We start from the raw sequence: 26,103 nt of genomic DNA, 5'->3' as shown, positions 1-26,103 counted from the left end.
GGGATATCAGCGGCGCGGTGCGCGCGAGGTGAAGAAGCGTTGCAGCAGGCAGAAGACGAAGAGCAGCGCGCCGACGACGATGCGCGTCCACCACGAGCTCAGCGTGCCGTCGAACGAGATGAGGGTCTGGATGATCCCGAGCATCAGCACGCCGAACAGCGTGCCGGCCACGTAGCCCACGCCGCCCGTGAGCAGCGTGCCGCCGATCACCACCGCCGCGATGGCGTCGAGCTCGAGGCCCAGCGCATGCAGGCCGTAGCCCGAGAGCATGTAGAAGGTGAAGATCACGCCCGCGAGCGCCGAGCAGAAGCCCGAGAGCGTGTAGACCCCGACCAGCGTGCGCCGCACCGGCAGGCCCATCAGCATCGCCGAATGCTCGCTGCCGCCGATCGCGTAGACCGTGCGACCGAAGGGCGTGCAGTGGGCGATGAAGATCGCCGCGAGCAGCACCGCGACCGCGATCACCGCGCTGATCGAGAGCGAGGCCTCGCCCCAGACCGGGATGCGGACCTGCGAGACCTGGGCATAGAACTCGTTCGTGATGCTGATCGAGTCGATGCTGATGAGATAGCACAGCCCGCGCGCGAGGAACATGCCCGCGAGCGTGACGATGAAAGGCTGCAGCCGGAAGCGCTCGATCAGGAAGCCCATGAAGGCGCCGAAGGCCGTGCCCATCGCGAGCACGAGCGGAATCACGACCGCCGGGCTCCAGCCGTGCTTCTCGACCAGCGCGGCCGACACCATGGTGGTGAGCGCGATCACCGAGCCCACCGACAGGTCGATTCCCCCCGAGAGGATCACGAAGGTCATGCCCACCGCCACCACGATCAGGAAGGCGTTGTCGATGAGCAGGTTCAGGAACACCTGGGCCGAGAAGAAGCCGTCGTAGAACACCGAGCCGAGCGTGGCCATCAGCACGAACAGCGACACCGTGGCCGCGAGCGGCAGGTACTTGGGGTTGAGCCCCTTCCGCCCCGCACCGGGCGCGGACGTGGGCTTTGGCGCCGACGCGCTCTGCATCACGGCGCTCATGCGGCACCTCCGTCGTGCACCGGCCGCTGCACCAGCACGCGCAGCTGCGTGCGGAACTCGGGCGACTGCAGCAGCATCACCGCGAACACCACCACCGCCTTGACCACGAGGTTGATCTCGGGCGGCACGCCCATCGAGTAGATCGCGTAGGTCAGCGTCTGGATGATCAGCGCGCCGATCACGCTGCCCATGAGGCTGAAGCGCCCGCCGGTGAGCGCGGTGCCGCCGAGCGTGACCGCGAGGATCGCGTCGAGTTCGAGCAACTGGCCGGCGTTGTTGCCGTCCGCGCTCTTGACGTTGGAACTGATCAGCAGCCCCGCGACGCCCGCGCAGGCGCCGCAGAAGGCATAGGCGCCGACGACGAGCCGCCGCGACTGCACGCCCGCCACGCGCGCCGCGGTCGGATTGATGCCCACCGCCTGGATGAACAGGCCGAGCGCGGTGCGCGTGATCGCGAGGTACAGCAGCACGAACACCGCCGCCACGATGAAGAGCGAGAACGGCAGCCCAAGCAGGTAACCGCTGCCGAGGAAGAAGAAAGGCTTGTAGTAGATGGTGATGATCTGCCCGTCGGTCACGAGCTGCGCGATGCCGCGGCCCGCCACCATCAGGATCAGCGTCGCGATGATCGGCTGCATGCCCACCTTCGCGACCAGCAGGCCGTTCCAGAGCCCGCAGGCCAGCGCGACGCCGATCGCCGCCAGGATCGCCAGCCACATCGGATAGCGGCTGGTGTCGCCGCCCACCGCGCCGCCGATCATCCACGCGGCCACCGCCGCCGCGATCGCCACCACAGCCCCCACCGAGATGTCGATGCCGCGCGTCGCGATCACCAGCGTCATGCCGAGCGACACCAGCACCAGCGGCGCGGCGCGGTTGACGATGTCGATCAGGCTGCCGTAGAGATGGCCGTCGCGCCATTCGAGGTGCAGGAAGCTCGCGTTGAAGGCGGTGTTGACCGCGAGCAGCAGCAACAGCGTGATGAGCGGCCAGGCGAGGCGATGGCGCATGAGGGATGCAAAGAGGCTCATGTCTTCTGCCTTGCTCCTTCCCCCGCCGGGGGAAGGCTGGGATGGGGGCATGCGGCCTCGAAGACCGCGCGGTAGTGAAGGCCGTGCGCCCCCACCCCTGCCCTCCCCCGGAAGGGGAGGGAGAAAGAAAAGAGATCGCTCGGGTTCATGCGGCGGCAATCATTTCGTAGACCTCGTCTTCCGTCGCGCCGCCCGGCAGTTCGCCCACCTTCTGCCGATCCCGCAGCACCACGATGCGATGCGCCACGCGCACCACCTCGCTCATCTCCGACGAGATGAAGATCACCGCCATGCCCGCGCGCGCGAGCTGCAGGATCTCTTCCATGATCTCCTGCTTCGCCGCCACGTCGATGCCGCGCGTGGGCTCGTCGAGGATCAGCAGCCGCGGCTCGGTCGCGAGCCAGCGCGCGATCATCGCCTTCTGCTGGTTGCCGCCCGAGAGCAGGCCGATCGGCGTCTCGATGCTCGCGGTCTTGATGCCGAGCGCGGCCACGAATCGCTCGGCCATCGTCGCCTGCTCGGCGCGCGAGAGAAAGCGCCGCGTGCCGAGCCGGGCCTGCAGCGCGAGCGCGATGTTCTCGCGCACCGAGAGTTCGGCCACGATGCCGTCGGTCTTGCGCTCCTCGGGACAGAGCGCGAGCCCTTCGCGGATCGCATCCGCGGGGCTCGAGAAGTTCAGCGTCCGGCCGTCGATCCGCAGCACGCCGCGGTCGGGCGATTCGAGTCCGAACAGCAGGCGCGCGAGTTCGGTGCGCCCCGCACCCAGCAGGCCCGCGATGCCGACCACCTCGCCGGCGCGTACGCGCAGGTCGGTCGCCTGCAGCTGGCCGGCCTGCCCCAGCCCTTCGGCTTCGAGCAGCGCCGGCGCGGCCTCGTCGAACGCGGGCAGCGCCGCCGGCCGCGCCGACTGCGCCGCGAGCTCGCGCCCGAGCATCGCCGCGATCAGCGCCTGCGGGCCGAGTTCGGCCGTGCGCCATTCGCCCACCCACTGGCCGTTGCGCAGCACGGTGATGCGGTCGGACACTGCATAGACCTGGTTGAAGAAATGCGTGACGAAGACGATCGCCAGCCCTTCGCCGCGCAGGCGCCGCAGCACCTCGAACAGCTTCTCCACCTCGTCGTCGTCGAGGCTGGAGGTCGGCTCGTCGAGGATCAGCACCTTCGACGACACGCCGAGCGCGCGCGCGATCGCCACCATCTGCTGCACCGCCACCGAATAGCTCGACAGCAGCCGCGTCACGTCGATCGACAGGCCGATGCGCGCGAGCAGTTCCTCGGCGCGCCGGTTCACCGCCGTCCAGTCGATGCGGAAGCCCTGCGCCGCGCCGCGGCGCGGATAGCGGCCCGCGAACACGTTCTCGGCCACCGAGAGGTTCGGGCACAGGTTCACTTCCTGGTAGACGGTGCTGATGCCGAGCTTCTGCGCCTCGAGCGGCGAGCCGGGCGCGATCGTTTTCCCCGCGAGCCGCATCTCGCCGCCGTTCGACGCGAGCACGCCCGTGAGCACCTTGATCAGCGTGGACTTGCCCGCGCCGTTCTGCCCCATGAGCGCATGGATCTCGCCCGCGCGCAGCGTGAGCTGCACGTCGCGCAGCACGGCGATGCCGCCGAACTGCTTGTGGATGCCGCGCAGTTCGAGCACGGGCGGGGCGCTGCCGTCGCTCATGGCCTACTTGTTCTTGTTGTAGACGTCGACGAACACGGCCGCGAGCAGCACCAGGCCCTTGATGACCTGCTGGTAGTCGATGCCGATGCCCATGATCGACATGCCGTTGTTCATCACGCCCATGATGAAGGCGCCGATCACCGCCCCCATGACCTTGCCCACGCCGCCCGAGGCCGAGGCGCCGCCGATGAAGCAGGCCGCGATCACGTCGAGCTCGAAGCCGAGGCCGGCCTTCGGCGTGGCGGTGTTGAGCCGGGCCGCGAACACCAGGCCCGCGAGCGCCGCGAGCGCACCCATGTTCACGAAGGTCAGGAAGGCCAGGCGCTGCGTCTTCACGCCCGACAGCCGCGCCGCCTTCTCGTTGCCGCCGAGCGCGTAGATGCGCCGGCCGACGGTCGTGCGGTTGGTGACGAAGTCGTAGGCCACGATCAGCACCGCCATCACGATCAGCACGTTGGGCAGGCCCCGGTAGGTCGACAGCAGGTAGCTGAAGAACAGGATGATGGCCGCGAAGAACAGGTTCTTCACGAGGAAGAAGGCGAAGGGCTCCGTCTCCATGCCGTGCGCCGCGAGCTTCGAGCGACCGCGCAGCTTGAAGAAGATCAGCGCCGCCGCCGCGACCGCGCCGAGGATCAGCGAGGTGGTGCGCAGGCCGCCGCCCTCGCCGCCCAGCGGATCGGGGATGAAGCCCGAGCTCAGGCGCTGGAAGGCCTCGGGGAACGGTCCGACCGACTGCCCCGCGAGCAGCGCGAGCGTCAGCCCCTTGAACACCAGCATGCCCGCGAGCGTGACGATGAACGACGGAATCTTGCGGTACGCCACGAACCAGCCCTGCGCGGCGCCGATCAGCGCACCGGCCAGGATGCCGACCAGCGCCGCCGGCACGAAGTGCCATTCGTACTCGACCATCAGCACCGCCGCCAGCGCGCCGATGAAGCCGCAGACCGAACCCACCGACAGGTCGATGTGCCCCGCCACGATCACCAGCAGCATGCCCAGCGCCATGATCACGACGTAGCTGTTCTGCAGCAGCAGGTTGGTCAGGTTCAGCGGCCGCAGCAAGGTGCCGTCGGTCAGCACCTGGAACAGCACCATAATCGCGACCAGCGAGATCAGCATGCCGTACTCGCGCAGGTTGTTCTTCAGGAAGCCGGCATGCAGCTTCGGAGGCGTCACCGCCGCGTCGACGGGGGTCATGCCGATGGCTCCACGGGCAGATGGACCGAACTCCCCGCGCTCACGATGGCGTGCATGATGCGCTCCTGCGAGGCCTCGGCCGCCGGAAACTCGGCCACGAAGCGGCCCTCGTTCATCACGTAGATGCGGTCGCACATCCCGAGCAGCTCGGGAAGTTCGGAAGAAATCATGAGAATGCCTTTGCCCTCGCTCGCGAGCTGGTCGATGATGGTGTAGATCTCGTACTTGGCGCCCACGTCGATGCCGCGCGTGGGCTCGTCGAGGATCAGCAGTTCGGGCTGCGTGAAGAGCCATTTGCTCAGCACCACCTTCTGCTGGTTGCCGCCCGACAGGTTGACCACCAGCTGCTCCACGCCCGAACAGCGGATGCGCAGCGCCTTGCGGTAGTCGTTCGCCACCTTGAACTCGCGCGCATCGTCGATCACCGACGAGCGCGACACTGCATCCAGATTGGCGAGGCTCACGTTCTTCTGGATGTTCTCCTCGAGCACCAGCCCCAGGCCCTTGCGGTCCTCGGTCACGTAGGCGATGCCGTGGTCGATGGCCTTGCGCACCGTGCCCACGTCGACCGGCTGGCCGTGCATCAACACCGTGCCGCTGATGCGCTGGCCGTAGGAGCGGCCGAAGATGCTCATCGCGAGTTCGGTGCGCCCCGCGCCCATCAGGCCCGCGATGCCGACGATCTCGCCGCGGCGCACGTGCAGGTCCACGCCCTTGATCTGCTCGCGGTCGGCATGCAGCGCATGGTGCACGCGCCAGTCGCGCACCTCGAACACGGTCTCGCCGATCTTCGGCGTGCGCTGCGGATAGCGGTGCGCCATGTCGCGCCCGACCATGCCGCGGATGATGCGGTCCTCGCTGATCGGCTGCGTGCGGCAGTCCATGGTCTCGACCGTGGCGCCGTCGCGCAGCACCGTGATCGAGTCGGCCACCTTGGCGATCTCGTTGAGCTTGTGCGAGATCAGGATCGAGGCGATGCCCTGGCGCTTGAGTTCGAGCAGCAGCATGAGCAGCGCATCGCTGTCGTTCTCGTTCAGGCTTGCGGTGGGCTCGTCGAGGATCAGCAGCTTCACCTCCTTCGCGAGCGCCTTGGCGATCTCCACCAGTTGCTGCTTGCCCACGCCGAGGTCGGTCACGAGCGTGGTGGGCGATTCGGCCAGGCCCACCTTGGCGAGCAGCTCGCGCGTCTTCGCGTAGGCGGCGAACCAGTCGATCACGCCGCCGCTGGCGATCTCGTTGCCGAGGAAGATGTTCTCGGCGATCGAGAGCAGCGGCACCAGCGCCAGCTCCTGGTGGATGATGATGATGCCGAGCCGCTCGCTGTCGGCGATGCCGCGGAACCGGCGCTGCTCGCCCTCGAAGTGGATCTCGCCGGTGTAGGAGTCGCACGGGTAGACGCCGCTCAGCACCTTCATGAGCGTCGACTTGCCCGCGCCGTTCTCGCCGACCACGGCATGGATCTCGCCCGCGCGCACCGCCAGGTTCACGTTCGAGAGCGCCTTCACGCCCGGGAACGTCTTGGTGATGCCGCGCATCTCGAGGATGCAGGCGGGCCGCTCCGCTGCCATGTCGGTGCTCACTTGACCTGGTTTTCCTTGTAGTAGCCGCTGTCGACCAGCACCTGCTTCCAGTTGCCGCCATCCACGCTGACGGGCTTGAGCAGGTACGAGGGCACCACCTTGACGCCGTTGTTGTAGGTCTTGGTGTCGTTCACCTCGGGCGTCTTGCCCGAGAGCATCGCGTCGACCATGGCCACCGTGACCTTGGCGAGCTCGCGCGTGTCCTTGAACACGGTCGAGGTCTGCTCCTTGCGCAGGATCGACTTGACCGAGGGGATCTCGGCGTCCTGGCCCGAGACCACCGGCATCGGCTGCGAGGCCGAGCCGTAGCCCACGCCCTTGAGCGAGGAGATGATGCCGATCGAGAGCCCGTCGTAGGGCGAGAGCACCGCATCCACGCGGTCCTTGGTGTAGAAGGCCGACAGCAGGTTGTCCATGCGCGCCTGCGCCACCGCGCCGTCCCAGCGCAGCGTGCCCACCTTGTCCATGCCCATCTGCTTGCTGCGCACCACGAGCTTGCCGCTCTTGATGTAGGGGTCGAGCACCGACATCGCGCCGTTGTAGAAGAAGAAGGCGTTGTTGTCGTCGGGCGAGCCGCCGAACAGCTCGATGTTGAACGGGCCCTTGCCGCTCTTCAGGCCCAGCGCCGCCTCGATCGACTGCGCCTGCAGCACGCCGACCTGGAAGTTGTCGAAGGTGGCGTAGTAGTCGACGTTCTTCGAGCCCTTGATGAGCCGGTCGTAGGCGATGACCTTCACGCCCTTGTCGGCCGCCTTCTGCAGCACGTCCGACAGCGTGGAGCCGTCGATCGCCGCGATGACCAGCACCTTGGAGCCCTTGGTCACCATGTTCTCGATCTGCGCGAGCTGGTTCGGGATGTCGTCGTCGGCGTACTGCAGGTCGGTCTTGTAGCCCTTCTCCTTGAAGTACTTGACCATGTTGGCGCCGTCGGCGATCCAGCGTGCCGACGACTTGGTCGGCATCGAGATCGCGATCAGGCCCTTGTCCTGCGCCTGCGCGAGCGGCGCGAGACCCGCGGCGGCGAGCGCGACGACGGCCATCGAGGCCTTGAGGAAGTTGCTACGTTTCATGGCGGGTGCTCGCTCTCGATCAGTACTTTCGGTTGGGGAATTCCTTGGCGGCGACTTCCATCGGGAAGATGCCTTCCTCGGTCACGATGCGCTTGGGCAGCGTCTTGCCGGCCTTGATGTCCTTGACCGCGCTCATGAGCTGCGGCCCGAGCAGCGGGCTGCATTCGACCGACACGTTGAGCTTGCCGGCGATCATGGCCTCGAAGGCGCCCTTGACGGCGTCGATCGAGATGATGGTGATGTCCTTCGCGGGCTTCAGGCCCGCTTCCTCGATGGCCTGGATCGCGCCGATCGCCATGTCGTCGTTGTGCGCGTAGAGCACGTTGATCTTCTTCCCCTCGGCCTTGAGGAAGGCTTCCATCACCTCCTTGCCCTTGGCGCGCGTGAAGTCGCCGGTCTGCGAGCGCAGGATCTTGAACTTGGGGTCGGCCTTGATGATCTCCTCGAAGCCCTTCTTGCGGTCGATCGCGGGCGCCGAGCCCACGGTGCCCTGCAGCTCGACGATGTTGACCTCGCCCTTCTGGTCCTTCATCTTCTCGACCAGCCAGCGGCCGGCCTTGCGGCCTTCCTCGACGAAGTCGGAGCCCATGAAGGTCACGTAGAGCGAATCGTCCTTGGTGTTGACGGCGCGGTCGGTCAGCACCACCGGGATCTTGGCGGCCTTGGCCTCGCGCAGCACCGTCTCCCAGCCCGACTCGACCACCGGCGAGAAGGCGATCACGTCGACCTTCTGCGCGATGAAGGAGCGGATGGCCTTGATCTGGTTCTCCTGCTTCTGCTGCGCATCGGAGAACTTGAGCTCGATGCCGGCCTCCTTGGCCGACGACTTGATCGACTCGGTGTTGGCGGTGCGCCATTCGCTTTCGGCGCCGACCTGGCTGAAGCCCAGGACGATCTTCTTCTGCTGCGCGAGCGCGGCGGCCGGCAGCAGGCTGCCGAGCGAGGCGGCGGCGAGCGCGATGTTGAGTGTGCGGCGGTTGAGTTTCATGGAATGTCTCCTTCGTTATGTCGGCCAGCTGAAAAACATCGATGAGGTGGTCAGGCCCGCATGTAGCCGGTCTTGACCGTCGTGTAGAACTCCGCGGCGTGGCGCCCTTGTTCGCGCGGCCCGTAGCCCGACCCCTTGCGGCCGCCGAAGGGCACGTGGAAGTCCACCCCCGCGGTCGGCAGATTGACCATCGTCATGCCCACTTCGGCATGGCGCCTGAAATGCATCGCGTGCTTGAGCGAGTTGGTGCAGATGCCCGCGCTCAGGCCCGAGGGCGTGTCGTTGCACAGCGCCAGCGCCTCGTCGTAGTCGGCCGCGCGCAGCACGCAGGCCAGGGGGCCGAAGATCTCCTCGCGCGCGATGCGGTGCGCGGGCCGCGCGAGGAAGAGCGCCGGGCTCATGTAATGGCCGGTGGTGGCGCGCACGAGCGGCTCGCCGCCCCAGACGTGCTCGGCGCCCTCCTCGCGCGCGATCTCGACCCAGGCCAGGCTGCGCGCGAGCCGCACCTCGTCGGCCAGCGGGCCGATGTCGACGCCGCGTTCGAGCGCATGGCCGATCTTCAGCGTCTTGAGCCGGTCGCGCAGCTTCGCGACGAAGGCGTCGTGCACCGCGGCCTCGACGATCAGCCGGCTCGATGCGGTGCAGCGCTGGCCGTTCGAGAAGTAGGCGCCCTGCACCGCGCAATCGACCGCATGGTCGAGGTCGGCATCGGCCAGCACCACGAGCGCGTTCTTGCCGCCCATCTCGAGCTGCACCTTGGCGCGACGCGCGGCCGCCGCCTGCAGGATGCGCTCGCCGTTGCGCGCCGAGCCGGTGAAGCTCAGCGCATCGACCAGCGGGCTGTCGACCATGGCCTGGCCGGCCTCGCGGCCGCTGCCCATCACGAGGTTGAACACGCCCGCGGGCAATGCGGCGCGGCTGATGATCTCGGCCAGGGTCCAGCCGCAGGCCGGCACCAGTTCGGCCGGCTTGAAGACCACGCTGTTGCCGTGCGCGAGCGCCGGCGCGATCTTGGTCGCGGGCACCGCGAGCGGCGAGTTCCAGGGCGTGATGAGCCCGGTCACGCCCACGGGTTCGCGCGTCACGTCGACCTGCACGCCGGCGCGCACGGACGCCATGTTCTCGCCGCCCGCGCGCAGCGCCTCGCCCGCGAAGAACTTGAAGATCTGGCCCGCGCGCGTGGCCTCGGCCACCGCCTCGGGCAGGGTCTTGCCGACCTCGCGCGCCAGCAGCAGGCCCAGCTCGTCGCGGCGCGCGAGCAGCTCGGTGCCGATGCGGTCGAGCACGTCGGCGCGGCGCTGCGGCGTGCTGTGGCTCCAGTGGCCGAAGGCGTCGGCCGCGGCGCGGATCGCCGAATCGACCTGCCGCCGGTCGGCCCGTGCGTACTCCGCCACCACTTCGCTGGTGTCCGAGGGATTGGCGCTCACACCCGTGGTCGCGCTGGTTTCCCAGCGGCCATTGATGTACTGCCGCACGTTCTGATGGAGCTCGCCGTGGATCACGGAGCGTTGACCTTGTCTCTCGTTTTTGGAGTGGCGAGAGTCTAGGAACGAATTTGATATCGATCCAATCATTTTTTCGACAAAATGGATATCAATCGCCGGATTCTGGAAAACCCGCGCAGCCCAAAGTTCCAACCCCTTGTCATGAACAACTACAACCACTGGTTCATCCGTGCGCGCCTCAAGACGCGGCAATTGCTGCTGCTCGTGGCGCTGGCGGAGGAAGGCAACATCCACCGCGCCGCGCAGGTGCTCAACATGACGCAGCCCGCGGCGTCCAAGCTGCTCAAGGACCTGGAGGACGTGCTGGAGGTGCCGCTGTTCGAGCGGCTGCCGCGCGGCATGCGGCCGACCTGGTACGGCGAGACCATGATCCGCCATGCGCGCGTGGCGCTCGCGAGCCTGAACCAGGCGCACGACGAGCTCACCGCGCTCAAGGCCGGCCGCTTCGGGCAGGTGAACGTGGGCGCGATCACCGCGCCGGGCCTCACGCTGATGCCGCCCGCGGTGGCGATGGTGAAGCGCGAACAGCCCGACCTGCGCGTCTCGCTCGAGATCGAGACCAGCCCGGTGCTGCTGGAGCGGCTGGAACAGGGCACGCTCGACATCCTGGTGGCCCGGCTCTTCGCCGAGCACGACAAGTCGCAGCTGCGCTACGAGGCGCTGACCGAGGAGCCGGTGTGCGCGCTGGTGCGGCCCGGCCATCCGCTGCTGGGCGTGAGCGGCCTCACGCTGCGCGACGTGGTGGGCGCGGGCTGGATCGTGCCGCCCGCGGGCAGCGTGCTGCGCCACCGCTTCGACCTGATGTTCCAGGAGGAAGGCCTCGCGCCCCCCGCCAACATCATCGAGAGCCCGGCGCTGCTCTTCATCACCCGCATGCTGCAGCAGAGCGACATGGTGGCGGTGCTCGCGACCGACGTGGCGCGCTACTACGCGGCGCACGGCATCGTGTCGCTGCTGCCACTCGACATGCCCTGCCACATGGACGCCTTCGGCATCATCACGCGCACCGACCGGCTGCTGTCGCCCGCGGCCAAGGTGATGATGAAGGCGCTGAAGACGGCGAGCCTGAGCGTGTATGGGCGGAAGCTGGAGATCGATTGAATTCGGGAGCGGGTTTCCGGACGCAGAGGGCGCGAAGGTTTCGCGAAGGACGCGAAAGGAAGACCAATTTTTTGATTCTCTTTTTCGCGCCCTTCGCGAAACCTTCGCGTCCTTCGCGTACGGCTGCCCGACCCCGGCTTCAGAATTTCAAGTCCAGCCCGCGTCCACCGTGAACTCCTGCGCCGTGCACATCCTGGCGTCGTCGGAGGCGAGGAACAGCACCATGTGCGCGATGTCTTCGGGCATCAGCTTGTCGGGCAGGCACTGGTTGCGCTGCAGGGCCTGTTCGCCCTCGGCATCGAGCCACAGGTTGACCTGCCGCTCGGTCATCACCCAGCCGGGCGAGACGGTGTTGATGCGGATGCGGTGCTTGCCCAGCTCCACCGCCAGGCCGCGCGTGAGGCCGTTGACCGAGGACTTCGCGATCGCGTAGCAGGGATAGCCCGAGCCCTTGGTCTGCCAGCCCGTGGAGCCGAGGTTGACGACGGAGCCGAAGCCCAGCCGCTTCATGCCCGGCACCACCGACTGGATCGCGAACAGCGCGGGGCGCTCGTTGATGGCCATGCGGTTGTCGTAGTAGTCCGGCGTGACCGATTCGAGCGTGTGGCGGTCGTCGCTCGCGACGTTGTTGACCAGCACCGCGAAGTCGCCGAGCTCGGCGGCCGCGTCGGCAATGGCCTTCTGCAGCGCCGCGATGTCGCGCACGTCGCAGGTGCGCCACCACGGCGCGGCATGGCCCGCCGCAGCGATGCGCTGCGCGAGCGCGGCGCTCTCGGCCTCGGCGATGTCGACGAAGGCGACGCGCGCGCCCTGCGCCGCGAACGCGGCCACAATGGCCGCGCCGATGCCGCTGCCGCCGCCGGTCACGAAGACCGTGCGCCCCGCGAGGCTGGGATGGATCGCGTGCTGCTGCTGCCGCTGCTGCGAAGAGGCGTTTTCTGTCATTGCAAAATCCATATCAATAGATGCCGAGAATGCTGATTTCTATTATCAATATGCCTTGATACGATCCGCCGCGTCAAGGACGATTCGCCAACAACAACGAAGGAGACAACGCCCATGGCCCTCAGTGCCCCCACCATCCTCGGCACGCCCGAATGCCTCTGGCCCGCCGATGCCGCCCTCGGCGAAGGCACGGTCTGGTCGCAGCGCGAACAGGTGCTCTACTGGATCGACATCCTCGAAGGCCGGCTCCATCGCCACGACCCGCGCGGCGGCGAGCGCCGCAGCTGGCAGTTCGACGAGGAGATCACCGCGCTGGCCGAACGCGCCGAGGCGCCCGGGCTGATCGTCACCATGCGCCGCGGCTTCGCGCTGTTCGATCCGGCGCTGGATGCGGCGCCGCGCTACCTGCACCGGCCCGAGCCCGAGCGCGCCGGCAACCGCTTCAACGACGGCAAGTGCGACCGGCAGGGCCGCTTCTGGGCCGGCAGCATGGACTTCGACTGCCAGGCCCCCACGGGCGCGCTCTACCGCTTCGATGCCGACGGCAGCTGCACGCGCCACGACGACGGCTTCGCGGTGACGAACGGGCCGACTTGGTCGCTCGACGAGCGCACGATGTACTTCAACGCCACGGTCGAGGGCTGCATCTACGCCTATGACTTCGACGCCGCGGCCGGCACGGTGCGCAACAAGCGCGTGTGGCTGCGCTTCGGCGAGGGCGAGGGCCTGCCCGACGGCATGACCACCGACGCGGCCGGCCGGCTCTGGATCGCGCGCTGGGGCGGCCACTGCGTGAGCTGCCACGACCCCGAGAGCGGCGCCGAGCTGGCGCGCATCACGCTGCCCGCCAGCCAGGTGACCGACTGCGCCTTCGGCGGCGAAGACCTCTGCACGCTCTACATCAGCACCGCGCGCACCGGCCTGTCGGACCCAGCGCTCGCGGCCGAGCCGCTCGCGGGCGGCCTGTTCAGCGTGCGCATCGGCAGCCCGGGTCTGCCGGCCGCGCTGTTCGCGGGCTGACGCGCGGCGGCGCGCCGCTCAGAGCGGCGGCAGGTGCTCCGCCGCGAAATCGGCGAACAGCTTCGCGCGCGCGAAACTGCCGCGCGCCGCCGGCCACACCGCATGCAGCGGGAGCGGCGGCGCTTCGAACCCGGTGAGCACCAGCTCGGCCTGCCCGCTGTCGAGCAGCGGCCGGATCTGCCACAGCGGCGTGCGGAACAGGCCCATGCCGGCGGTGACCGCGGCATAGAGCGCGCTCGTGCTGTCGGCGCGGAACCGCCCCGACACCTTCACGCGCGCGAGCCGGCCGTCGACGCTGAAGGGCCAGTGCGCATCGTTGCCGTGCGTGGTGCGCACCAGGCACTGGTGCGATGCCAGGTCTTCCGGGCGCTCGGGCCGGCCGTGCCGCGCGAAGTACGCGGGTGCGCCGAACACCACCAGCCGCAGCGCGCCGAGCCGGCGGGCCGCGAGCTCCGAATCCGGCAGCTCGCCGGCGCGGATCGCAAGGTCGATGTCGCCCTCGATCAGGTCCACGAAGCGGTCGGACGCGGTGAGGTCCACCTCCATGCCCGGATAGCGCTGCATGAACGCCGCCACCAGCGGCACCACGTACGACGCCGCGAACTGCACCGGCGCCGCCACGCGCAGCAGGCCGCGCGGCGCATCGAGCTGGCTGCTGGCCTCGGCGCCCGCCGCGTCGAGTTCGGCCAGCGCGGCCTGCACGCGGCGGTAGTAGCTGCGCCCCACCTCGGTGGTCGACGAACGCCGCGTGGTGCGCCGGATCAGCTGGACCCCGAGGCTGCGCTCGAGCACGCCCAGCGAGCGGCTGATGGACTGCACCGAGCGCCCGAGTTGGCGCGCCGCCGCGCTCTGGCTGCCCAGGTCGACGATGGCGACGAAGGCGCGGATGTCCTGCAGCTGGTCCATGGATTCTCCCGATCTGGATGAAGGTTCTTGGCGCCGCGCACGGATTCTCCGAAGCGGCGGCTTTTTCTATCTTTGGGCTGTCGCGGCAAGGCCGCATTCAAGCAAGCCAGAAAGGAATCATCCATGGAAACAACCACACCCGCCTCCACCGCCATGCGCACGCGCCGGCTGCCGGCGCGCTATGCGGGCATCCTGATGCCGCTGCTGCTCTCGGTCTTCATGTCCTGCATCGTCGCGGGCATCTCCACGCTCAAGAGCGTGGGCTTCCATCCCGGTCTGCTGCCGCAGTGGATGGCGGCCTGGGGCGTCTCGTGGCTGGTGGCCTTTCCCTCGCTGCTCGTGGTGCTGCCGCTGGTGCGTCGGCTCGTGGCGGCGATGGTGCAACCGGCGCCGCGCTGAGCCGCGTCAGCCCAGCACGTCGAAGCGGTGCTCGGTCGCGCTGTGGAAGCGCTCGCCCGGCCGCAGCACGGTGGAGGGAAACTCCGGCCGGTTCGGCGCGTCGGGATGGTGCTGCGTCTCCAGGCACAGGCCCGCGCCGCGGCGCAGCGGCTCGCCGTCCGCGCCGCGCAGGCTGCCGTCCAGGAAGTTGCCCGAATAGAACTGCACCGCCGGCTCGGTGGTGTGCACTTCCATCACGCGGCCGGTGGCCTCGTGTTCGAGCCGCGCAGCGAGCGCCAGGCCGTCCGGCGCCGGCCGATCGAGCACCCAGTTGTGGTCGTAGCCGCCGGCGGCAAGCAGCTGCTCGTGCCGATCGGCCATGCGTTCGCCGATCGGCATGGGCGCGCGGAAGTCGAAGGGCGTTCCCGCCACCGCTGCCGTGCCGAGCGGTATCAGGCCCGCATCCACCGGGCAGAAGCGGCTGGCCGGGATGGTCAGCCGGTGGTCGAGCACCGCACCCTCGCCCGCGAGATTGAAATAGTCGTGGTGGCTCAGGTTCAGCACCGTGGCCCGGTCGGTCTCGGCCCGGTAGTCGATGCGCCAGGTGTTCGCGCGCGTGCTCAGCGCGTAGCGCACCGCGAGCCGCAGCTCGCCCGGGAAGCCCTCTTCGCCGTCCGCGCTGGTGTAGCGCAGCTCGACGGCCACCGCATCCGGCGCGTCGTCCACCGGCGCGATCTCCCAGAAGCGCGTGCCGAAGCCGTGCGTGCCCCCATGCAGCGAATGCACGCCGTTGTTGATCGTCAGCTGGTGCGGCGTGCCGTCGAGCGTGAAGCGGCCGTGCGCGATGCGGTTGGCATAGCGTCCGACGATGGTGCCGAAATGCGGATGCGGCTGCAGGTACTCGGCCAGCGTCGGCAGGCCCAGCACGATGTTCCCGGCCCGGCCGTCGCGGCCCGGCACCCGCAGCGCGGTCACGATGCCGCCGAGGTTGATGGTGCTGAGGCTCAGGCCGCGGCCGTTGTCGAGGGTGTATTCGGTCACGGGGCGGCCGTCGGGCATGTGGCCGAATTCGCGCGTGGCGATGCCGCGGGCGGTCGTGGTCGTGGCTGTCGTGGTGGTCGTCATGGTGTTCATGGGTGCATCGCCTCTTGCGCGCACTGCGCGGCGGTGCGCAGGCCGATGCGGTCCTGCAGGTCGTGGTATTCGGGCGGGTCGGCCGCGTGGGTGCGGATCTCGACGCGGTGGCCCGCGCGCGCGCGACCGCATCGGCGAAGCGCTGCTGCAGGTCGAAGGGCGTGTTGCGGTCCTCGCGGCTGCCGATCAGCACGATGCGTCGCGCGGGGTCGGGCACGATGCCGTCGACGTGCGCGAGCGGGTCGTAGAACTGCGTGCTTCCGGTGGTGTCGCTGCGGCCGCCGCGCGACTTGCCGAGCCGGCGCGCGCGCTCCAGCAGCCCGTAGGCGCCCGAGGTCAGCACCGCGCAGGCGATGCGCTGGCGGCCCAGCGTGAGCAGCGCCGCGCCCGCGGTGGCCCCGCCGCTGTGGCCGAGGATCACGATGCGCTGCAGCCGGTGGCGCTGCATCAGCGCGTCGAGCGCGGCGTCGAGCGCGTGGAACTCGGCAATCTCGCGCCGCCTGCCGTGGTCGCCCGACGACCCATACGTGCCGGGCCGCGCCACGAACACCCACGGCACGCCCGCGCGATCGCGGCTGCGCTGGGCGTCGCGCGTGCGCAGCGCCTCGGTGTTGCCCGGGATCTGCGCGGGCGGCCGCTCCATCAGGCTGTCGCGGTCGCCCGAGAACTGCACGATCGCGAGCCGCGCGCCGTCGAGGTCGCTGCTCGCGAAGTAGCGGACGCAGGCCGGACCTTCGGGCGGCTGCACCCAGAGGTAGCCGGGGCGGTCGGGGCAGGCGGCGCGCGTGGCGGGCTGGTTCCATGCGAGGGGCGCGTCGGCGCTGCGGGCCGCAGGCGTCGGAGCGTCCAGCCCGGCACGCTGCGCGCAGGCGGCTTGCGACAGCGCAAGCAGCAGCACCCATGCGAGCCGGCCCCCGGTGCGGTGGGCGTGGCGTTCGATCATGCGGAGGGGCCGGCGGCAGCCGGGTGCGCCGCGACGCGCCGGATCACGATCGCCGGCGGCTGCTGTTGCTGTTGTTGTTGCTCGTGCAGCTTCGTCATCGCCTTCACGATCCGCCAGAGCTGCATGCCGTTCGACCCCTTGAGCAGCAGCAGGTCGCCGTTGCCGATGGCCTCGAGCAGCATGCCTTCGAGTTCCGCGAGGGTGGCGGGTGCGTGCACCGGCGTGCCCGGCAGGGCCGCCGCGAGCCGTTCGCGCAGGGCCTGCATCTGCGGCCCACGCAGGAAGACCTGCGCGGGGTGGCATTGGGCGATCGATGCGACGAGCGCTTCGTGGTAGCGCGCCGCATCGCGGCCGAGTTCGAGCATGTCGCCGAGCACGAGCAGCTTGCGGCCGCCTTCGGCGCAAGGCTCCTCGGCCACCATGGCGAGCGCCATGGCCATCGACAGCGGATTGGCGTTGTACGTTTCGTCGATGAGCCGAAAGCCGCGTCCGGCGAGCGCGAGGTGCAGCAGCCGTCCGCGCCCGGCCACGGCCGCGAAGGACGCGAGCTGCGCGGGCACCTTCGCCGGGTCGAGCCCGAGCGCATGCGCGACTGCGAAGCACACGAGGCTGTTGACCGCCATGTGCCGCCCCTTCGCACCCAGCAGGTAGGAGAAGCGCCGGCCGCCGTGGCTCGCCGTGACCTGCCCCGTCGCCGCATCGTGCGCCTCGAGCCGGATGTCCGCCGAATCGGCCGTGCCGTAGGTCAGCACTTCGAGCCGTCGCGCGCGTGCGCGCCTGCGCAGATAGTCGAAATGCTCGGTGTCGGTGCAGAGCACCGCGATGCCGCCCGGACACATGCCTTCGAAGATGTTGGCCTTGCGCCGCGCGATGTCGAGCACCGTCTGCCCCTCGGCCAAGTGGGAAGGCGCGATGTTGGTCACGATGGCCAGATCGGGCTGCACCAGTTTGATGTTCTGGAAATCCGGTGCGTTGATACCGCTCACGGCGGTCTCGAGCACGACGAGGTCGGTGTCGGCCGAGACGTTCGCCAGCATCGCGAGCATGCCCACGCGCGAGTTGTAGTTCTCCAGCGTGGAGAAGACCTTGTGCGAGGCCGCGAAGGCGTGCGCCAGCATCCGGCACACGGAGGTCTTGCCCGCGCTGCCGGTGATCGCCACCACGCGGCCGCGCATGCGCTGGCGTGCGGTGGCGCCGAGTTCGATCAGCGCGTGGATCGGGTCGGCGACCTGCAGCACCGGGAAATCGGGCGGAAGCCCGTCGACGGGCTCCGACAGCACGGCACCGGCCAGCCGCGGCTGGAGCCGGGCGAGATGTTGTGACCAGTCCCACTTCAGGCGTTCCCGCGCGACGGCATAGCGTTCGTGCAGCGCACGCACCGGCTCGCCGGAGACGACGAACAGCGAAGGCCCGGGCAGCAGGTCGAGAAAGGTCTCGCTGCGCGGCACCGAGCGCACGAACCAGCCGGGCGGCGGCTCGACCAGCCACGTTCCGCCGGTGGCGGCAGCGACCTGCGCGGCATTCCACACCTGCCCCGCAACGCCGGGCAGGTCGGGCGGCAGGGCTTGGGGCGGTATCGCCCGGTAGCGCGGCGGCGGCGGAAAGCTCTCCAGCGGCTGCGCCGTGGGCCTGCCCTTGCGCGCGGCGAACGAGATCGGCGCACCCACCGGCACGCGCCGGGTGCGGCCCGGCGCCCCGACCAGGCCGACCACGAGCTGCAGCTGCGCGTCGTGCAGCGTCTTGCCGGCGGGCGGGCGCAGGCCGTAGCGGTCGCGGTAGATCACGCCCGGCTGCCACCGGCGGGTGGGCCACATCCAGTCGCAGGGGTCGTGGTCCATGGCGGCGCCCCATGAGGGCATGGTGGCGGGCGGCACCGGCACGGCGCGGATGTCGAGCCGCCAGTCGGTGTCGACCGGCGCATCGATCTGCCAGAAGGTCTCGACGAACAGCAGCCGCCGGCCCACGACGGCATCCGGCGTGGCGCGCAGGCCGAGCAGGCGAAGCGGACCCAATGCGACTGGCGCCGGGAGCCGCGCGTCGGGCGGCACGGCATCCACCTGCCATTCGTCGCGCGGCATCACGACGGGCTGGATCGCATCGGGGCGGAGCGCCGCCTCGGGCACGGGCGGCAGCGTCCGCGGCGCGCGCGGCGGCGGCTGCAGATCGAGCACGCACTGGCCGCCTGGCGCCATGGTGAAGCTCGAACCGAGGTCCGCGGATTTCTGCATGAAGCGGCGCGCCGCGGCGATGCCGCGCTCGCCTTCGAGCTGCACCGTCTGTCCGAAGCCGGTGCCGATGGGCGTGAACATCACGCGCCGGACGCCTTCCTCGCCGAGCTGCAGCGAGAACACGCCGCCTTCGTCGTCGTCGCGCTGGACCGCATCGAACAGGAAGTCGCCGGCGTCGTGGACGATCGGCCGCCCCTGGTGGATTTCGACGCCCTGCAGCATGTGCGCGGACGCGCCCAGCACCGCGTCGGCGCCGGCTTCGATGATGGCGTGGCCGACGGCGATCTCCTCGCCGCCGGGCGCGGGTTCCTGGTTCCGGCCCCAGTGCACGGCCACCAGCACCACGTGCGCCCGGTCGCGCACGGCGGCGATGCGCGGCGCGAGGACATCGAACCATGCCGACGGCGCCGAGAGCGACAGGTACGCGCTGCCGCCGGCGGTCTGCGTGGCGGCGAAGTGCGGCTGGGTCGCGTCGATCGCGAACAGCGCTACGTTGAGCGCACCCACGCGGCGCAGGACCGGCCTGAGCGCGTCGTCGAGCGTGGCGCCGGTGCCGGAGTGGCCGATGCCGGCGGCATCGAGCAGCCGTGCCTGCTCCATCAACGCCTCGACACCGTAGTCGCCGCTGTGGTTGTTGGCGGTGGCGACCACCTCAATGCGGGCCTCGGCCAGGACGCGCAGCATCTCGGGCCGCGCACGGTAGTAGTAGGGCGTGGCCTCGCCCTTCTCGACGCCCTGTGCGCCGACGGTGGCGACCACGCATTCGAGATTGACGATGCGCAGATCCGCCTCGGCGAGCACCGGCACGCCGCCGAGCACGGCAGGCAGGCCCAGTTCCTCGGTGCGGTAGTGCTGCCGGCGGCCGAGGTTCACGTCGCCGCCCCAGGCGACCACCGGCCCCGCGTCGCGCGCCAGCAGCGGCGCGGCAGCGGCCTTCGGCGTCGCCGACGCTGCGATGCGGTCGCCGGGCGCGTCCTTCCCGCCCTGCAGGAACTTGAGGTACGCGACATACCCCGAGAGGTAGTGCTCCACGTCGTCGATGCGCACGCGGAAGCTGTGATGCTTGATGAAGAACGACCCCGTGATGCGGTCGGGGTGGCGGAAGAACATCGCGAGCTCCGGCCAGAAGTACCCGTTGGCGAGGTAGCGCGCGCGGTGTTCGAGTGCGCGGTCGAACTTGGCGCGGTCGAAGCCGTCGAGCAGCACGCGCAGCGCCGGGTCGGCTTCGAGCCGCACCAGCATCTCGCGCGCGGCCATCATCAACTCGAGCAGCGTCGGGAAGGTGGTGATGCGCTCGAGCACGAAGTCGAGGTAGCCCGCCACGTTCTGCAGTCCAAACTCGTAGTAGCGCGTCTCGGGCCGCCAGCGCGTGAGCTCGTTCACGCAGTAGCTCAGCCAGTGGTCGTGCGCCTGCCAGTGCTTCGCGGCGATGAAGTGCTCGAAGGCCTTCTCGACCACCGCGAGCCAGCGGGGATCGCGCGTGAGGCCGTACAGGCGCATCAGGCCGAAGGCCGCTTCGCCGTCGTAGTAGATGACGCGGAAGGCGCTCTTCACGTCGAGCGCCGGGTGATTCAGCACGTGCACGAAGCGGCCGCTCGCCGGGTCCTGCATCGCGCGGATGCCGAGCGCGAGCCGCTCCAGCAGCGGCAGGTACCGGCGGTCGTCCGTGAGCTCGGTGTATTTGACGAAGGCCAGCAGACACACCGCATTGCCGCCGAGCTTGATCTCGTTGCCGACATCGAGCAGGTAGGCGGCGCGCGTGCCGTCGGCGAGCGTCGCCTCGCGGATCAGGCGCTCGGCCACGAAGGCGAGCGAGCGGTCGATCGCCGCCTTCTGGCCGTCGCTGCGCGTCAGTTCCCAGGCTTCGAGCAGCGCATAGGTCGAACTCACATGGCGCAGCGTGTTGTAGGTCGGAATCGGGCGGTCGAAGCAGGGAAACCAGCCGTAATGGAACTCGCCCGTGGGCTTGACCTGCGCCGCGAGGTAGTCGCTCGCGCTGTCGACGAGGCCACGCACCTGCGGTGCGCCCCAGTCCGCAAGCACGCGGTAGCCCGCGGCCTGCCCCTCGGGCGTGATCGGCCAGGCGCCCTCGGCATCCGCATAGGCGGCGCGGGTGGTGAAGCACCACACGGGCGCCGCGTCATCGGCCGGAAACCCGATCTCGCGGCCGAAACGCCGCTTCGCATGCAGGCCCAGGTTGCCCGCGTTCGGCTCGGCATGGTCGACGGTGCCGTTGTAGAAGATCGCGCTGCCGTTGATCTCCTGCGCGAGCAGCGCGGTCTCGAAGCGCACATCGAAGGACACGCCGAGGTGGAAGTAGTTGCGCTTGGTGCGCGCGAGCCGCGCCTTGAGCGCGCCCCAGGTCATCGGCTCCACCCGGTCGACCAGTTCCGCGCGCAGGCGCACGGGCTGCATGCCGATGCGCTTCGCCAGTGCCATCGCCGCGTCGCAGGCGGCGCGCCAGGCTTCCTCGGCGCCGGACCCGCGGCCGCAGACGACACGTGCGCGGCTGGTGCCGTCGCCCAGCGCGATGAGGACCACGCAGCCCGCCTCGTGGGTGGCGGCGGCAGTCGGGAGGGCACCGTCCGTAGCGGTCAGGACCCGCCGTGCGCGCGCGAGCAGTTCCGCGGGAAATGTAAGTTCTTGGCTCATGCAGGCGCGAATGATGACAGGCCGCGCCGACTCCGCAAGTCGTGCGCGCCCGCCTCGCGCTCAGGCCCAGGCTTCCAGCACCGCGCCGCGCACCGCATCCACCGCCGCCGCGTGCCGCCCCTCCCCCGCGAGCCAGCACAGCCAGGTGCGCGAACGCCAGCCTTCCCAGATGGCGAGCTCGCCGTTGCGCCGTCCCTGTTCGGCCTGGTCGAGCCGCATCAGGCCGGCGCCCATGCCGCTGGCGACCATGCTACGGATGGCGCTCTCGTTGTCGGCGGTGCGGCCCTGCCGGTAGGGGCGGCCTGCGCCCGCGAACAGCTTTTCGAGGTGGGTGCGCAGGATGCACGAGGGCGGCGTTCCCACCCAGGGCATCTGCGTGAGTTCTTCGAGCGTGAGGCCGGGCCGCGAGACCGGTGCGGGCAGCGCGACCACGAGTTCCACCGGCACGAGGCGGCGCAGTTCGAGGCCGTCGACCTCCTCGTCGTCGCTGAGGGCATAGGCGCAGTTGAGCTCGCCGTGCTGCACGGCCGCGAGCGTCTCGTACGACAGGCCCTGGCGCAGCTGCAGCGTGACCTGCGGATGCCGCTCGGCCAGCTTGACCAGCACGTCGCCGAGCCGCAGCGCCACCGGGTCGACCACGGTGCCGAAGCGCACCACGCCCTGCGCCGCGCCGCGGATCTGCTCGGCGGCGGAGCGCATGCGCATGGCCGAGTCGAGCGTGCGCTCGGCCTCTTCGCGCAGGCTGCGGCCGGCCGGGGTGAGCACCATGCCGCGGGGCGTGCGTTCGAAGAGCTTGACGCCGAGTTCGTCCTCGAGCGCCTTGAGCTGCGCGCTGACGGCCGGCGCGCTGGTGAACACGCGCTCGGCCGCGCGCGTGAGGCTGCCCTCCTTCGCGATCGCGACGAAGGTCTTGAGTTGGTAGAGCTCCATGCCGCGGATTGTGGGCGCGCGGGTGGATTCCGTCCGTTCGCTTTTTCGGAGCCCCCTGTCCAAAGAAGCGAATGGCCTCGCGCCGCACGAAGGTCGATGCTTCGAGCCATCGACTGATTCCACGCGAGAGGCTTCAAGCACCATGTCCCACACGCATCCACGTCCGCTCGGCATCGCCGCGCTGCTCTTCGCCACCGCCGGCTGGGGTTCCATGTTCCTGGTCGGCAAGGCTGTGCTGCCGCAGGTCGGGCCGGTCTGGCTCACCTTCATCCGCTACAGCGTGTCGGCGCTGCTGTTCGCCGCGCTGCTGCTGCCGCGCGGCGCGGGGCCGTGGCGCAAGTTGCGGCTGCATGCGGGGCCGCTCGCGCTGCGCGGCGGTGCGGGCTTCGGCGTCTTCAGCGTGCTGCTGTTCGTCGGGCTCGCGCACTCGGTGCCTTCGCACGGCGCGGTGATCGTCGCCACCACGCCGATGACCACGCAGCTCGTGCGCTGGGCGGTCGACGGCGTGCGGCCCGCGCGGCTCGGGCTGCTGGCGACGGCGATTGCGCTCGCGGGGGTGGCGATGGTGTCGGGCCTGCTTTTCGGCGCGCCCGCCGCGGCCGGCACCGGCGCGCTCGCGGGCGATGCCATCGCCTTCGTCGGCACCCTCGGATGGATCTGGTACACGCGCGGCGCGGCGCGCCTGCCGGGACTCGACGTGCTCGAATACTCGGCGCTCACGGTGCTCGCCGCGTGGCCGCTGCTGCTGGCCGCCGCACTGCTCGCCAACGCCTTCGGCGTCAGCCATGCGCCGAGCGCCGAAGGGCTGCGCCTCACCTGGCATGCCCTCCTCTTCGTCGGTCTGGTGCCTTCGGCGCTGTGCGTGCTGGCCTTCAACTACGGCGTGCGCACCCTCGGCGCGGTGACCGGCACGGCCTTCCTGAACTTCGTGCCGGTCTCTGCGCTGCTGATGGGCATGGCGCTCGGCAAGCTGCCCTCGGCCAACGAGGCGGCCGGCATGGCGATGGTGGTGGGGGCGCTGCTGCTTCACACCGCGGTGAACCGCGGCACCGCGACAGTCGCCGCCGCACCGGGCCGCCACGGCGCCAAGGCTTGCGGCGCTACAGCAGCATGAAGGCCGCGGCGGCCACGATCGTCGGGCCGAGCGCGCCGAGCAGCAGGCCGCCCGCGCCGATGGTCTCGTCGGAGAAGCCGCGCTTGAGCAGCGCCACGCCCGCGGGGTTCGGCGCGTTGGCGATCACGGTCAGGCCGCCGCCGGCCACCGCGCCCGCGACGAGCATGTACTTGGATTGGTCGGAGATGTTCGCGATCAGCGAGCCGAGGTAGGTGAGCGCGGCGTTGTCGGTGATCGCCGTCAGCCCGAGCGCGCCGAAGAACAGGGCGAGCGGCTCCAGGCCCGAGACGACCGGCTCCAGCCACCAGCGCTGCATGCCGCCCAGCACCACGAGGCCGGCCAGGAAGAAGCCCACGAGCAGCGCCTCCTTGATGATCAGCGGGCTCTGGTGGCGCTCGTAGGCCTGGGTGAAGCCGAGGAACATCAGGAACAGGCCGAGAAAGGCCACCGGATGGTGCGCGAAGAGCACGATGCCCGCGAGCAGCACCAGGTGCGTGGCCGCCACCGTGGCCGGCACGGGCGCCCCGGTCGCGTGGCCTGCCGCCGCCGACGCGGCGGGCAGGTGCCGGCGCAGCACGAAGGTGGCGACGGTGGCGTTGACGACCACGGCCACCGCGGCCTTCCAGCCGAAGGTGGCGAGCATGAAGGCGCTGTCCCACTGCCAGGTCGTGGCCACCATCAGCACCGGCGGCGCGGCATACGAGGTGAGCGTGCCGCCGATCGACACATTGACGAACAGCACGCCGAGCGCGAAGTACTTCACCGCCTCGGGCACCTGCGGCCGGAAGATCTGCGGCGCCAGCATCAGCGCGGCGATGGTCATGGCCGCGGGCTCGGTGACGAGCGAGCCGAGCAGCGGCACCGCCGCCAGGCCGAGCCATGCGGTCGCCATCGGCGTGGGCAGCGGCACCAGCCGCGCGATGGTGTTCACGCCCGACATCACGGTGGCGAGCACCGGCCGCGAGGCCGCCACCACCATGACGACGAAGACGAACAGCGGCTCGGTGTAGTTGCGCGATTCGGCATAGCCGAGCGCCTCCTGGCCGCCGACGAGCAGCGCCATCGCGAGCACGAGCACGATGGCCCAGAAGCCGAAGACGACCTCGACCTCGCCGAGCAGATGGAACAGGCCGGCGTGGCGGGGAAAGCGGTGCGACAGCCGCTCGAACTGCTTGGCGGCGAAGGTGTGGATGAGCGCGATGGCGAACAGGGCCGCGGCGACGTACTGGATGGTGGGCTCTTGCATGGGGAAACAGGCGTGACGGAACTGCGTGGCGGCCCGACCAGCGCATGAACCTGCGAGGCCCTCCCCGGCCTCGCACCCGGGGCCAGTTTAACGGACCCGTGTGCCGGGTCCGCGGCTTCAGGGCTGCTGCAGCCGCTGCAGCAGGTCCAGGCTCGGATAGCCGTCGGCGGGCAGGCCGACGCTGCGCTGGTAGCGGCGCAGCGCATCGCGCGTGGCCGGCCCCATGATGCCGTCGGCCGCGCCGGCCGCGAAGCCGCGCTGGCTCAGCGCGGTCTGCAACTCGACCGTCTGGCTGCGCGAGAGCGCCGCGAGCTCGCGCGGCCATGCGGCCTGCACCCCCGGTCCGCCGCCGAGGCGCTGCGACAGCAGGCCCACCGCGAGCGCGTAGTTGGTCGAGTTGTTGTAGCGCAGGATGGTGCGGAAGTTCGGCCCCACCAGAAAGGCCGGGCCGCGTGCGCCCGCGGGCAGCAGGATGGCGCCGTCGGCCAGGGCCGGCAGCGGCTGGCCGTCGACGGCCGTCACGCCCTCCGCCGCCCATTGCGCCGCGGACTGGCGCACCGCCATGTCGGCGCGGCCGAGGTCGAAGCCAGCGGGCAGCCGGACCTCCACGCCCCAGGGCTGGCCGGCCTGCCAGCCCGAGCGCGCGAGGAAGTTGGCGGTCGAGGCCACGACGTCGGCCATGCTGCCCCAGATGTCGCGCCGGCCGTCGCCGTCGGCATCGACCGCATAGGCGAGGAAGTTCGAAGGCAGGAACTGCGTCTGCCCCATCGCGCCGGCCCAGGAGCCGATCATGCGGTCGCGTGCGATGTCGCCGCTCTCGAGGATCCTGAGCGCCGCGAGCAGTTCGCGCTTCGCCCAGTCCTCGCGCCGGCCGTCGAAGCCGAGCGTCGCGAGCGCATCGATCACCGGGGTGCTGCCGTAATTGCCGCCGTAGTTGCTTTCCATGCCCCAGATGGCGACCACCACGGCGGGCGGCACGCCGTAGCGCGCGGCGGCGGCATCGGCTTCGGCGCGCACCTGCTGCAGCCGCTCCTGGCCCGCGGCCACGCGCTGCGGCGTGACGGTGTTGTCGAGGTACTCCCACACGGTGCGCGTGAACTCCGGCTGGGCGCGGTCGAGCTCGACCACGCGCGGCAGGTACTGCACGCCGGCGAACGCGCTCTGCAGCGTGGCCTCGGCGATGCCAGCGGCGCGCGCGCTGGCGCGGAAGTCCGCCACCCAGGCCGCGAAGCGCTGTTCGACGGCGGCGGCGTCCTGCGCCGCGGGCGCGGGCGCGGCCGGCCGCACCGTCGGCACGGCCGCGGGCGGCGGCTTGGGCGAAGGCGTCGCCGCGGGATCGGACGCGCAGCCGGCGAGGAACACGGCCGCGGCCGCCGCCATCAGCGAAAGCCTGCAGGAAACTGCGAAGGGGAAGCGTGCGGGATGTGGAAGGCGCAT

At 70.1% G+C, this 26,103-nt stretch carries 20 protein-coding genes; 5 read left to right on the top strand and 15 right to left on the bottom strand.

The annotated features are described in order from the left end of the window. Positions 1–6 precede the first annotated feature (6 nt). The 8 genes from yjfF to M2165_RS14120 form a co-directional block, all read right to left on the bottom strand. Positions 7–1,032, bottom strand: coding sequence for a galactofuranose ABC transporter, permease protein YjfF (yjfF, locus tag M2165_RS14155; RefSeq protein WP_280815246.1), 1,026 nt, complete (start codon positions 1,030–1,032; stop codon positions 7–9). Continuing rightward, positions 1,029–2,063: an ABC transporter permease gene (locus M2165_RS14150; protein ID WP_280815245.1), complete on the bottom strand. Its 1,035-nt coding sequence runs from the start codon at positions 2,061–2,063 to the stop codon at positions 1,029–1,031. The genes yjfF and M2165_RS14150 overlap by 4 nt, the downstream gene beginning before the upstream one ends. A 145-nt stretch (positions 2,064–2,208) precedes the next feature. After that, positions 2,209–3,729, bottom strand: a complete 1,521-nt coding sequence (locus M2165_RS14145) for a sugar ABC transporter ATP-binding protein (RefSeq protein ID WP_280815244.1) — start codon at positions 3,727–3,729, stop codon at positions 2,209–2,211. Positions 3,730–3,732: 3 nt separating this feature from the next. Then, a complete protein-coding gene (gene mmsB / locus M2165_RS14140) occupies positions 3,733–4,926 on the bottom strand; it encodes a multiple monosaccharide ABC transporter permease (protein WP_280815243.1) in 1,194 nt (397 codons plus the stop codon). Further along, a complete protein-coding gene (gene mmsA / locus M2165_RS14135; RefSeq protein ID WP_280817538.1) occupies positions 4,923–6,494 on the bottom strand; it encodes a multiple monosaccharide ABC transporter ATP-binding protein in 1,572 nt (523 codons plus the stop codon). The genes mmsB and mmsA overlap by 4 nt, the downstream gene beginning before the upstream one ends. Positions 6,495–6,502: 8 nt before the next feature. Beyond that, positions 6,503–7,576 (bottom strand): multiple monosaccharide ABC transporter substrate-binding protein, encoded by a 1,074-nt coding sequence (chvE, locus tag M2165_RS14130; protein WP_280815242.1) that lies wholly within the window; start codon positions 7,574–7,576, stop codon positions 6,503–6,505. A 19-nt stretch (positions 7,577–7,595) separates the two neighbouring features. Then, complete coding sequence (locus tag M2165_RS14125; RefSeq protein WP_280815241.1) at positions 7,596–8,564, bottom strand: ABC transporter substrate-binding protein; 969 nt, start codon at positions 8,562–8,564, stop codon at positions 7,596–7,598. 50 nt (positions 8,565–8,614) lie between these two features. Then, positions 8,615–10,066, bottom strand: coding sequence for an aldehyde dehydrogenase family protein (locus M2165_RS14120; RefSeq protein WP_280815240.1), 1,452 nt, complete (start codon positions 10,064–10,066; stop codon positions 8,615–8,617). A gap of 144 nt (positions 10,067–10,210) precedes the next feature. Between M2165_RS14120 and M2165_RS14115 the strand changes: the two genes are divergently transcribed. Continuing rightward, entirely contained in the window at positions 10,211–11,170 is a 960-nt protein-coding gene (locus tag M2165_RS14115; RefSeq protein ID WP_280815239.1) for a LysR family transcriptional regulator, read from the top strand. A 147-nt stretch (positions 11,171–11,317) separates the two neighbouring features. Here the strand turns inward: M2165_RS14115 and M2165_RS14110 are convergent, their stop codons facing one another. Then, on the bottom strand, positions 11,318–12,115 hold the full coding sequence (locus tag M2165_RS14110) for an SDR family oxidoreductase (protein ID WP_280815238.1): 798 nt from the start codon (positions 12,113–12,115) through the stop codon (positions 11,318–11,320). Positions 12,116–12,229: 114 nt separating this feature from the next. On the opposite strand from M2165_RS14110, the gene M2165_RS14105 reads away from it, so the two are divergent. Beyond that, positions 12,230–13,135 carry an SMP-30/gluconolactonase/LRE family protein gene (locus M2165_RS14105; protein ID WP_280815237.1) on the top strand — a complete coding sequence of 302 codons (906 nt, stop codon included), beginning with the start codon at positions 12,230–12,232 and terminating at the stop codon, positions 13,133–13,135. A gap of 18 nt (positions 13,136–13,153) precedes the next feature. On the opposite strand, the gene M2165_RS14100 is transcribed toward M2165_RS14105, so the two are convergent. Next, positions 13,154–14,041, bottom strand: coding sequence for a LysR family transcriptional regulator (locus M2165_RS14100; protein WP_280815236.1), 888 nt, complete (start codon positions 14,039–14,041; stop codon positions 13,154–13,156). Between the two features lie 123 nt (positions 14,042–14,164). On the opposite strand from M2165_RS14100, the gene M2165_RS14095 reads away from it, so the two are divergent. Then, positions 14,165–14,440 carry a DUF2798 domain-containing protein gene (locus M2165_RS14095; protein WP_280815235.1) on the top strand — a complete coding sequence of 92 codons (276 nt, stop codon included), beginning with the start codon at positions 14,165–14,167 and terminating at the stop codon, positions 14,438–14,440. A 6-nt stretch (positions 14,441–14,446) separates the two neighbouring features. Here the strand turns inward: M2165_RS14095 and M2165_RS14090 are convergent, their stop codons facing one another. Beyond that, on the bottom strand, positions 14,447–15,544 hold the full coding sequence (locus M2165_RS14090) for an aldose epimerase family protein (protein WP_280817537.1): 1,098 nt from the start codon (positions 15,542–15,544) through the stop codon (positions 14,447–14,449). 362 nt (positions 15,545–15,906) lie between these two features. Here M2165_RS14090 and M2165_RS14085 point away from each other — a divergent pair, with 362 nt between their 5' ends. Further along, the gene (locus tag M2165_RS14085; protein ID WP_280815234.1) at positions 15,907–16,269 is read left to right on the top strand and encodes a hypothetical protein; all 363 of its coding nucleotides are present in this window, start codon (positions 15,907–15,909) and stop codon (positions 16,267–16,269) included. A 223-nt stretch (positions 16,270–16,492) separates the two neighbouring features. Here M2165_RS14085 and M2165_RS14080 read toward each other — a convergent pair whose 3' ends face one another. Together M2165_RS14080 and M2165_RS14075 are read right to left on the bottom strand one after the other, a co-directional pair. Continuing rightward, complete coding sequence (locus M2165_RS14080; RefSeq protein WP_280815233.1) at positions 16,493–21,265, bottom strand: CapA family protein; 4,773 nt, start codon at positions 21,263–21,265, stop codon at positions 16,493–16,495. A gap of 171 nt (positions 21,266–21,436) precedes the next feature. Further along, positions 21,437–22,306 (bottom strand): LysR family transcriptional regulator, encoded by an 870-nt coding sequence (locus tag M2165_RS14075; protein WP_280815232.1) that lies wholly within the window; start codon positions 22,304–22,306, stop codon positions 21,437–21,439. A 142-nt stretch (positions 22,307–22,448) separates the two neighbouring features. Between M2165_RS14075 and M2165_RS14070 the strand changes: the two genes are divergently transcribed. Next, complete coding sequence (locus tag M2165_RS14070) at positions 22,449–23,420, top strand: DMT family transporter (RefSeq protein ID WP_280815231.1); 972 nt, start codon at positions 22,449–22,451, stop codon at positions 23,418–23,420. On the opposite strand, the gene M2165_RS14065 is transcribed toward M2165_RS14070, so the two are convergent. Next, positions 23,407–24,666, bottom strand: coding sequence for a putative Na+/H+ antiporter (locus M2165_RS14065; RefSeq protein ID WP_280815230.1), 1,260 nt, complete (start codon positions 24,664–24,666; stop codon positions 23,407–23,409). The genes M2165_RS14070 and M2165_RS14065 overlap by 14 nt on opposite strands. A 117-nt stretch (positions 24,667–24,783) precedes the next feature. Beyond that, a complete protein-coding gene (locus M2165_RS14060) occupies positions 24,784–26,103 on the bottom strand; it encodes a lytic murein transglycosylase (protein WP_280815229.1) in 1,320 nt (439 codons plus the stop codon).

Source organism: Variovorax sp. TBS-050B (assembly GCF_029893635.1).
GTDB lineage: Bacteria > Pseudomonadota > Gammaproteobacteria > Burkholderiales > Burkholderiaceae_C > Variovorax.
This window is presented reverse-complemented; position numbering and strand designations above follow the sequence as displayed.